General features: G+C 63.7%; 8 protein-coding genes. 3 read left to right on the top strand and 5 right to left on the bottom strand.

What is annotated here, in order from left to right:
- Positions 1-1364: sulfoacetaldehyde acetyltransferase (gene xsc, locus BLU39_RS27955; protein WP_092719719.1), on the bottom strand; the 1364-nt coding region annotated here is incomplete at its 3' end.
- 186 nt (positions 1365-1550) lie between these two features.
- Between xsc and BLU39_RS27950 the strand changes: the two genes are divergently transcribed.
- Genes BLU39_RS27950 through BLU39_RS27940 form a run of 3 tightly spaced genes read left to right on the top strand, consistent with a single transcriptional unit; the run spans position 1551 to position 5138 of the window.
- Positions 1551-2396, top strand: coding sequence for an IclR family transcriptional regulator (locus BLU39_RS27950; RefSeq protein WP_092719716.1), 846 nt, complete (start codon positions 1551-1553; stop codon positions 2394-2396).
- 40 nt (positions 2397-2436) lie between these two features.
- Positions 2437-3411, top strand: coding sequence for an AAA family ATPase (locus BLU39_RS27945; protein ID WP_254789087.1), 975 nt, complete (start codon positions 2437-2439; stop codon positions 3409-3411).
- Complete coding sequence (locus tag BLU39_RS27940; RefSeq protein WP_092719711.1) at positions 3408-5138, top strand: cobaltochelatase CobT-related protein; 1731 nt, start codon at positions 3408-3410, stop codon at positions 5136-5138. Before BLU39_RS27945 ends, BLU39_RS27940 begins: the two co-directional genes overlap by 4 nt.
- A 3-nt stretch (positions 5139-5141) precedes the next feature.
- On the opposite strand, the gene BLU39_RS27935 is transcribed toward BLU39_RS27940, so the two are convergent.
- The 4 genes from BLU39_RS27935 to pta all read right to left on the bottom strand — a co-directional run bounded on the left by BLU39_RS27935 (position 5142) and on the right by pta (position 9226).
- Positions 5142-6281 carry an AAA family ATPase gene (locus BLU39_RS27935; protein ID WP_092719722.1) on the bottom strand — a complete coding sequence of 380 codons (1140 nt, stop codon included), beginning with the start codon at positions 6279-6281 and terminating at the stop codon, positions 5142-5144.
- Positions 6281-7168, bottom strand: coding sequence for an RNA ligase family protein (locus tag BLU39_RS27930; protein ID WP_092719708.1), 888 nt, complete (start codon positions 7166-7168; stop codon positions 6281-6283). Before BLU39_RS27930 ends, BLU39_RS27935 begins: the two co-directional genes overlap by 1 nt.
- A gap of 293 nt (positions 7169-7461) precedes the next feature.
- Positions 7462-8223, bottom strand: coding sequence for a sulfite exporter TauE/SafE family protein (locus BLU39_RS27925; RefSeq protein WP_254789086.1), 762 nt, complete (start codon positions 8221-8223; stop codon positions 7462-7464).
- A 1-nt stretch (position 8224) separates the two neighbouring features.
- A complete protein-coding gene (pta, locus tag BLU39_RS27920; protein WP_092719702.1) occupies positions 8225-9226 on the bottom strand; it encodes a phosphate acetyltransferase in 1002 nt (333 codons plus the stop codon).
- Positions 9227-9484 lie beyond the last annotated feature (258 nt).

The following is a 9484-nucleotide window of genomic DNA, read 5'->3' as shown; positions in this document are numbered from 1 at the left end:
CCGCAGTTGCCAAAGCTCATCGCCGCAAAGAAGCTGCGCGGCTTTTCAAAGCGCAGATAGCTGTTCGCCACCGAGTTGATGTTGCCGATGTCGGTCGACACCATCACGTCTTCCGGCATGGCTTTTTCCAGCTCGCGCAAGACCTGGCGCGGGTGCAGGTAATTGCCCGGCTCTTTCTTTTGCTCTTCGATCATGTCCAGGCTGTACGCATCTTTTTCGTGCGTCCAGTTCGTCAGCTCCTCTTCCCACGCGGCCTTTTCGGCTTGCACGGTGGCATAGCGCTCGTCGCGCGTCGCATCGCAATCGAGGGCCTTGCCGTCCAGGCGCGCCAGGATGGCTTTCGCGGCCGCCTTGGCGTCGCCGCAGATGCCCACCGAAATCTTCTTGACCAGGCCCAGCATCTTGTTGTCCGCGTCGATCTGGATGATCTTCGCATTCTTCGGCCAGTAATCCATGCCGTGCTGCGGCAAGGTGCCGAACGGGCCCAGGCGCGAACCCAAGGCCACGACGACGTCGGCCTGGGCGATCAGTTTCATCGCCGCCTTCGAACCCTGGTAACCGAGCGGACCGCACCACAGCGGGTGGCTGGCGGGGAAGGAGTCGTTGTGCAGGTAGCTGTTGACGACGGGTGCGCCGAGGCGCTCGGCCAGGGCCTTGCACTCGTCGATCGCGTCGCCCATGACGACGCCGCCGCCCGAGATGATGACGGGGAACTTGGCTTTCGCCAGCAGTTCCGCCGCATCGTTGAGACTCTGCTCGCCGCCGGCGCCACGGTCCAGACGGTTCGGTTTCGGGATTTCCGCCTTGATTTCGCCATAAAAATAGTCGCGCGGGATGTTCAATTGCGTCGGGCCCATTTCCGACATGGCGCGGTCAAAGCAGCGGCCCGTGAATTCCGCCATGCGGGCCGGATTCGTCACATGACCCTGGTACTTCGTGAATTCCTCGAACATCGGCAGCTGGTTCGCTTCCTGGAAGCCGCCCAGGCCCATGCTCATGGTGCCCGTCTCCGGCGTGATGATCACGACGGGCGTATGCGCCCAGTAGGCGGCCGCGATGGCGGTGACGCAATTGCTGATGCCGGGGCCGTTCTGGCCGATGACGACGCCATGGCGGCCCGAGACGCGGGCATAGCCGTCGGCCATGTGGCCGGCGCCCTGCTCGTGCACGACGGGGATCAGCCGGATGCCGGCGGGGGCGAAGATATCCATCGGGTCCATGAAGGCCGAGCCCATGATGCCGAACATGTCGGTCACGCCATTGGCGGCCAGGGTTTCCACGAACGCTTCGGAAGGCGTCATCTTTTGCGGGCCGGTGGGGATGGCCGCTGCGGCGGCGGCTTTTTGGTCGGTCATGTCATTCATGGGTGTCTCCTGGTCTGTGGTGATAAGCTTCGGCTAAATTATCAAAAAACGGTATATTTTGTTCCGAAATTTGATATACAATTCAATTTAAGCGTTCAGCAATCAAAAGTCAAACAGAATTTCAAGGAAACGGTACAATTTGAGTTCGAAAATGAAATAACACTCAGACAGACAACCGAGGCCACCATGGACATGATTTCATCCCCAAAACTTGAGCCGGAAAAACTGGAAGGCGACACGCCCACGATGCGTTTGTTTGCTTTGCTGGAAGTGATTGCCGAAAAAGACCAGTTGCTGTCACTGCAGGCGCTGGTGGAAGAAACGGGGCTACCGAAACCCACCCTGCACCGCATGCTGCAACAGCTGGAAAGCGTGGGCGTGCTGCAGCGCGAAAGCGATGGCCGCCACTACAGCACGGGCGTGCGCCTGCGCCGCCTGGCGTCGAACCTGCTAATTAACAACACTTTCCATGGCGCCCGCCGCATGGTCTTGCGCCAGTTGGTCGAGGAAGTGGGCGAAAGCTGCAACCTGACGGCCTTCAGCGGCAGCGAAGTGGTGTACCTGGACCGGGTGGAAACGGCGGCCCCGCTGCGCTTCTACCTGCATCCCGGTTCGCGGGTGCCTGCCCACTGCTCGTCCAGCGGCAAGCTGTTCCTGGCACAGATGACGCCCGTGCAACGGCGCCGCCTGCTGGGCCACATGGAATTGACGCGCTTTACGGACAAGACGGAAACGGACCCCGTCAAGCTCGAGCGCGAACTGGAACTGGTGCGCCGCAACGGCTATGCGCTGGACGACGAGGAATTCCTGCCCGGCCTGCTGTGCGTGGCCGTGCTGGTGCCGAACCCGAACGGCCGCTCGAACCTGGCCGTGGCCATCCAGGCGCCCATCATCCGTTTGACGCACGACAAGGCTTTACATTTCTTGCCAGCACTGCAACGCGCCGCGCAAGCCCTGGCCGCCATCGAATCGGAAACCATGCCGACGACGGGCGGGGACGACGACGCCGCATTACAAACCGGTCATTCATAACCGCCGTAGCGCCCATGCTGCGGTTTCACAGGAGAACAAGGTGCCAGATTCACGCCAACATCCCCCCGCCGCAGCGGCGCAAACCTTGCAGTCCGTGCGCAGCCTGTTCGATATCGACAGCGACCTACTCGTGCCCGTCTTCACGGAGCGCGACCCGCACGTGCCCGACATCGACCCCGCCTACCGCTTCAACAAGGACGTGACCCTGGCGATCCTCGCCGGCTTCACCCACAACCGCCGCGTGATGGTGCAGGGCTTGCACGGCACGGGCAAGTCCACGCATATCGAACAAGTGGCGGCGCGCCTGAACTGGCCTTGCGTGCGGGTCAACCTCGACGGTCACATCAGCCGCCTGGACCTGGTCGGCAAGGACGCCATCGTGCTGCGCGAACAGCAGCAGGTGACGCAATTCCAGGAAGGCATCGTGCCCTGGTCCCTGCAACGGCCCGTGGCCCTGATCTTCGACGAGTACGATGCGGGCCGCCCCGACGTGATGTTCGTCATCCAGCGCATCCTCGAGCGCGACGGCAAGTTCACCCTGCTCGACCAGAACCGCGTCATCACGCCCCACCCCCACTTCCGTTTGTTCGCCACGTCGAATACCGTGGGCCTGGGCAACCTGAACGGCATGTACCACGGCACGCAAGTGCTCAACCACGCGCAGATCGACCGCTGGAATATCGTTGCCACATTGAACTATCTGCCGCAGGAGGAAGAAACCCAGATCGTCCTGGCGCGTGTCCCCGCCATGGACGACGAGGCGGGCCGCCAGCTGGCCGCCAGCATGGTGGCCGTGGCCAGCCTCACGCGCCACGGCTATGCGGCGGGCGACCTGGCCTGTCTGATGTCGCCGCGCACGGTGATCACCTGGGCGGAAAACTGCCAGATCTTCCGCGACCCGGCCCTGGCCTTCCGCCTGTCCTTCCTCAACAAATGCGACGAGGCCGAGCGGCCCATGGTGGCCGAGTATTACCAACGCTGCTTCAATGAGGAATTGCTGGCGAGCCAGGCATGAGTACGGAAACGACGGCGCCTGCCGCCTACACGCGCGAACAGCAGGAAACGGATGAACTGTGCGCGGGCGCCATCCGCGCCCTCAGCGGTTCGCCCTCGATACGCTACCGGGGCCGGCGGCTGCACGACGGCCACCGCCCGCTACCCATCCATGCGGCCCATCTGCAGCCCGATGCTGCGCCGCAGGATTTGCCGTCCTTGCGCGGTGCGGCCGACAGCGTGGCCCTGCGGCTGCTGCACACGGATGCGGCCTTGCACAAGTCCCTGTGCCCGGCGGAACCCGTGGCGCGGCTCGTGTTTGAATTGCTGGAACAGTTAAGAGTGGAAACGCTTGCACCAGAACAGCACGCAGGCGTGATCCACAACCTGCGCCACCGCTTCACGGCCTGGTCGCATGCGTTCTACGATTCCGGCCTGGCCGAGGGCGCGTCGGGCTTGCTGCTGTACACGGTATTCCAGATGTGCTGGTCGCGCCTGACGGCCAGGCCCGTGCTGGAAAAGACGGAAGATTTTATTGAGGCGACGCGCTGGTCCGTTTCTTCCGCACTGAGCGGCGACCTGGCGGGATTGCGCCGCCACCGCGCCGACCAGGCCGCCTTTGCGCGCCATGCGCTGGCCATCAGCCACGCCGTCGACGCCATGCTGAAAGACGCGCAAACGGCGCGCGATGGCGGCGAAGACGCCGCCGGCGATGCGAAGGCGCAGGCGGCCTTCAAGCTGTTGCTCGATTTCGACAGCGACAACGACCACCTTCCGGACGCCGCCCCGCTGGGCGAGAGCCGCGCCTTCAGCGATGGCGATGGCGGCTACAAGGCCTACTCCACGGCATACGACCGCGAAGAAAAAGCGGGTGAATTGGTCCGCCGCGCCCTGCTGCTCGAATACCGCGAACGCATGGACGAGCGCATCGCCAGCCTCGGCATCAACACGGCACGCCTGGCGCGGCGTTTCACGCAATTGCTGGCCGTGCCCGAGCGCGACGGCTGGTCCTTCGGCGAGGAAGAGGGGTATATCGACGGCCGGCGCCTGGCGCAACTGATCAGCTCGCCGTCCGAACGCAGGCTGTTTCGCAAGGAACAATTTTTACCGCAAGCCGATTGCCTCGTCACCTTTCTTGTCGACTGCTCCGGCTCCATGAAGACGCACGCGGAATCCGTGGCCGTGCTGCTCGATATCCTGCTGCGCGCCCTGGACCAGGCCGGTGTCGCGACGGAGTTGCTGGGTTTTACGACGGGCGCCTGGAACGGCGGACGAGCCAAGCGCGACTGGATGCGCGCCCGCTCGCCGGCCAATCCGGGCCGCTTGAATGAACTCGTGCACATGGTCTTCAAGGATGGCGATACCAGCTGGCGCCGCGCGCGGCCCGACATCGCGGCCCTGCTGAAGGCGGATTTGTACCGCGAAGGCGTCGATGGCGAAGCCGTGGACTGGGCGTGCACGCGCATGCTGGCACGCCCGGAACGACGGCGCATCCTGCTCGTCGTGTCCGACGGCTGTCCGATGGATACGGCCACGAATCTGGCCAACGACGAGTTTTACCTGGCGCAACACTTGAAGCAAGTGGTGGCGCGCCGCGAAGCGCAGGGCGCCATCGAGATTTGCGGGCTGGGGCTGGGCCTGGACCTGGGCGCCTACTACAGCCGCAGCCTGGCAACCACCCTGCCCGCCTCGCTGAACAATGAGCTGTTCAGCGAGATCGCGCAGTTGCTTGGTGGCCGCAAACGCTAGCGTTCAGCCCACCTCGTAGCGCACCGTGTGCGCTTCCATCGGCAGCGGGATTTCCCAGTTCCACAGCATCGCTTGCAGCTTCTTGTTGCTCAGCGACGTGTCGCGCTGGCCGTTGCGCCGCAGTAGCTCCTTGCGCGGCTGCTCGAGGTACACAAGTTCCACCTGCGCGTGGTACTTGTACAGCAGATTGAGCGTCTTTTCGCGCATCAGCTTGGACAGGTGCGTGGCGTTCCACACGAACGGTTCCCCCTTGCGCAACAGTTCGCGCGCCCGCTCTTCCGCATAGTCGCCCACCTGCCCCTCGTTCTTGCCGTGCTTCAAGCCCAAGGCCGTCCGCGCATCGTCAAACGACACGACGGGCAGGCGCGGATGGTGCTTGTCCACCCACGTATTCTTGCCCGACGCGGGCAAGCCCGACATGACGATCACGTGCGAACCCGCTTCCTGAAACAATGGATAGTCGGGATGGGCTTCGGCGCCGCGAAAATATTTGACGCGTGTGTGATCGTCAACAAAGGCGCGCCGCTGGCCGTAGCAACCCTCCTCGCGCGCCAGTTCGCGGAACAGCTCGATGGCATCCAAAATGCGCTGCGGATCGGGACAGATGCGGCCGCGGATATCGGCTTCGGCCAGCATGGCCAGCAGCCGGATATCGACTTGCCACGACAGTTCGCGCACGGTAAATTCCGGCGTGACACCGCGCCGCGACGTTTCCAGCGCAAAGAACGGCACCTGGTGCACATGGATCAGGCGGCAGATTTCCTCGCGCGCGGCAAACGGCACGTCGCAATCCCACAAGGCGATGCGCGCATCGAGCGCGCCCTTGCGCGAGTGGCCGGGCTGGCCGATGGCGCCCGTCACCGGGTCGATCACCGTCGTGCTGCACTTGGCCACGTCGTGCAGCAAGGCGGCCAGGAACACGATTTCCTGTTCCGCGCGCGTGGCTTGCCGGTACTCGGGCATGGCCAGCAGGGACTCGACCACCATCATCGTATGCGTCCACACATCGCCTTCCGCGTGATACACGGGGTTTTGCGGCGTGTTTTTCGCCAGTTCCAGCTGCGGGAAGGCGGCCAGGCAAGCGTTGAAGTCGGGCGACTGGCCAGGCAAGGGCGCCAGTTGCTGCAGGGTTTTCCAGTGCATCATGTTGTACTCCTCGATAAAGCTGCCAGTTCATCGAGCGAACGGCAGGTATGCAAGCCCAGGCTTTCCCACGTGACGAGCGGCTGCGGCGCGTACAGGTCCACGCCCTCGGCCAGCTGGTTGGGAATCAATGGCCGCGTGCTGTGGTGCGAACCGCTGTCGAGGATGGTTTGCGTAAAGTCATGGCGCACCAGCTTGTAGCGGGCCAGCACTTGCTCGTCGTCTTCCACTTTCAGGTACAGGCCCTCCGCGTGGTCGGACTTGTCCGTCTGCTTCCAGCACAAGTCCAAAGGCAGGCGCTCGCGCGCCACCGCGTGTTCAAACGTGTCGCGCCACAGACGGGACTTGGCCAGCGAATGGCGCAGCAGCTGCCACAGCTGTTTCGGCGTGGCGGGCATCAAGCCCGCATACAGCACGGGGACGGACAGCACGGGCGAGCCGGCCAGCATGGCGTGACGGCGCGCCGTCGACAAAAACATCTGGCTGCGGCGGCAATACACGTCGAACTCGTTGAAGTAATGGGGCAGCCGGTCGTAAAACACGGAATGCTTGCTGTACGACCATTCGCCAAACAGCACATACTGGTCTTCCAGCAAGCCCAGCAAGGCGTGTTCGTGCGCATGCGCCCACGGTTTCAACAGGTTGAACTGGCGTTCGCTGCCGCCGCCGGCCAGGTAATGGCCGCGCGACTGCAGCAGCACTTCGCCTGCATCGCTGAACGACACGGCGGAGTTCGCGCCATCGATTTTCTCCTCGATGACGACGTACTGGCCGGCCAGCTTTTTCAGGGGCATCTGGTCCGAGCCGTCGTCGCCATCCTGCAGGCGCGAGCCTTCCAGGTGCGGCGTGCGCGGGTATTTGAATAAGGGTAAAGATTGTAAAAACATAGCGTCCCACGCCGCGTTCACCGGGGCGTGTCCATACAGGGTCAGGGGTGCTGACGACGTGTTCGGGCGTGGACGATCAAGAGCGTAGTCTTGGATACGTGTGCGGAAAGAGCAGTGCCGCAGCAATCGGGGGCGTCAACGCGCCGAACGATGCTGCAAAGAGCATTTCGTCAGCGTTAGCAGGTGATGGCGAAGAAGCGAGGCACTTTTGGCTCCAATAAGGAAGAGGTTCTAGAAAGAACCGCGAATATAAAGGCTGTTTGCATATTTTGCAAGCGCCGCACGCTTGGAAACTAGCCGAACAATTGCGGCACGGCTGCCGCCATCAGCGAGAGGCCGATGGCGGTCAGCACGGCAAACGCGATGCGGCGCATGCCGCGCTGCGCGATCGGCGGCGGGTAGCGCTTGCCGGCCATCGTCGCCAGCACGCCCACGGGCAAGGCCAGCGCGCACAGCAACAGCACTTTTGCGTCGAGCTGGCCCTGGCTGCCCGCCATCAAGGAGCGTCCGCCCGCGCTGATGGCGAACAGGAAGATCAGGCTGTAGCGGATGGTTTTCAAGCTCATTTCCTGGCGGTAGAACTGGTACACGAGCGGCGGTCCGGCCAGCGAAAACAGGCCCGAGAACAGGCCGCCGCACACGCCGCTGATGAAGAAGCTGCGCTTGTCGGCCGCACCCGGCCCCGGCGGCGCCTGCAGCAGGATGCTGACGCCGCCATACACGATGGCCGCGCCCAGCAGCAGCTTCAGCAAGGGCGCATACGCCTGGTCCAGGTAGCCGAGCAGCAAGACACCGGCCGCCATGGCCGGCAGCAAGCCGATGCCGGCGGCGCGGATGGCGCGCCAGTCCAGGTGGTGCAAGGCGCCCGGCAAGGCCACGAGACAATTGGCCAGGGACAGCAGGCTGACGAGGGCCGCCAGCGCGGGCACGGGCGCCAGGCCCAAGCCGCTGGCCACGCCCATGACGATCATGCCCAGGCCAAAGCCCGTGACGGTCTGGAAATACGTGCCCGCCGCCACCACACCCAGCAGCGCCAGCACGGGCAGGCTGAACAACTCAGCGCCCACCCTGGGCCTGCACGGACGTGACGGCAATCACGTTGTACACGTCATCGGCGCTGCAGCCGCGCGACAAGTCGTTGGCCGGCTTCTTCAAGCCTTGCAGCAAGGGGCCGATGGCGACGGCGCCGCCCATGCGCTCGGCCAATTTATAGCCGATATTGCCCGCGTCCAGGTTCGGGAACACCAGCACGTTGGCGCGGCCGTTGACGACGGAATCCTTGACTTTTCTCTGCGAAATCTCGGCCACGATGGCCGCGTCCAGTTGCACGTCGCCATCGATGGCCAGCAGCGGACGCTGGGCCTTGACCTTGTCCGTGGCCGCATGCACCTTGTCCACGGCCGCGTGGTGGGCGCTGCCGCTGGTGGAAAACGACAGCATGGCCACGCGCGGTTCTTCCATCAGCAAGGCTTGCGCGCTGTCGGCGGCCGCCATGGCGATGTCGGCCAATTCCTCGGCTTTCGGATCGACCACGAGGGCGCAGTCGGAAAAGATAAAACCGCCCTTGAGGCTGTGGAAAGGTTCGCACAGCATCATCAGGAAAAAGCTGGACACGAGCTTGAAAGCCGGATCGACGCCGATGATCTGGATGGCGCTGCGCACCACGTCGGCCGTCGTGTGCACGGCGCCCGCCACGCAGCCATCCGCGTCGCCCAGGCGCACCATCAGGTTGGCGTGGCACAGCGGGTCCTGCGCGGCTTTCCTCGCCTGCTCCACCGTCATGCCCTTGGCCTGGCGCAGCACGAACAATTGCTGGGCATAGTGTTCCGACTCGCTCGATTCTATCGGGTCGACCAGGCGCACGGCGTCCAGGTCCAGCGCGTGCTCCTGCGCCAGGGCCAGGATGGCGGCGGGATTGCCCACGATGGTGATGTGGGCCAGGCCTTCGCTTGCCGCCCGCGCGGCCGCCTGCAGCACGCGCACGTCGCCGCCCTCGCACAAGACGATATGTTTCGGCACGGCGCGGGCCTGGGCGATGATGCGGTGCAGGGCTTTCATTGGAACTCCAATTCGGTAAAAAAATGCCGGAACCATGGAAGCATGGAACATGGTTCCGGCACATAAAACCCGGCATGGCCGGGGTCATACAAGGATCGGTCAGAGTGGTGTCGGATTACGCCGGTACCACGCGTAGCTTGCGTAGGTTGGATTAGCCCGCCAGGGCGTAATCCAACAACCCCATCACATCAAACGTAATCTTTATACTTGTCCAGATGCCGCACCGGTTTGCTCAGCGCATCGCGGCGGAACGGGTCG

Source organism: Janthinobacterium sp. OK676 (assembly GCF_900103595.1).
Taxonomy (GTDB): Bacteria; Pseudomonadota; Gammaproteobacteria; order Burkholderiales; family Burkholderiaceae_D; genus Janthinobacterium.
This window is presented reverse-complemented; position numbering and strand designations above follow the sequence as displayed.

What these genes read in the sequence shown, in the direction of transcription:
- BLU39_RS27950 (WP_092719716.1), top strand. Translation starts at nt 1,551, where the DNA reads ATGGACATGATTTCATCCCCAAAACTTGAGCCGGAAAAACTGGAAGGC.
- BLU39_RS27940 (WP_092719711.1), top strand. Translation starts at nt 3,408, where the DNA reads ATGAGTACGGAAACGACGGCGCCTGCCGCCTACACGCGCGAACAGCAG.
- BLU39_RS27935 (WP_092719722.1), bottom strand. Translation starts at nt 6,281, where the DNA reads ATGCACTGGAAAACCCTGCAGCAACTGGCGCCCTTGCCTGGCCAGTCG.
- BLU39_RS27930 (WP_092719708.1), bottom strand. Translation starts at nt 7,168, where the DNA reads ATGTTTTTACAATCTTTACCCTTATTCAAATACCCGCGCACGCCGCAC.
- pta (WP_092719702.1), bottom strand. Translation starts at nt 9,226, where the DNA reads ATGAAAGCCCTGCACCGCATCATCGCCCAGGCCCGCGCCGTGCCGAAA.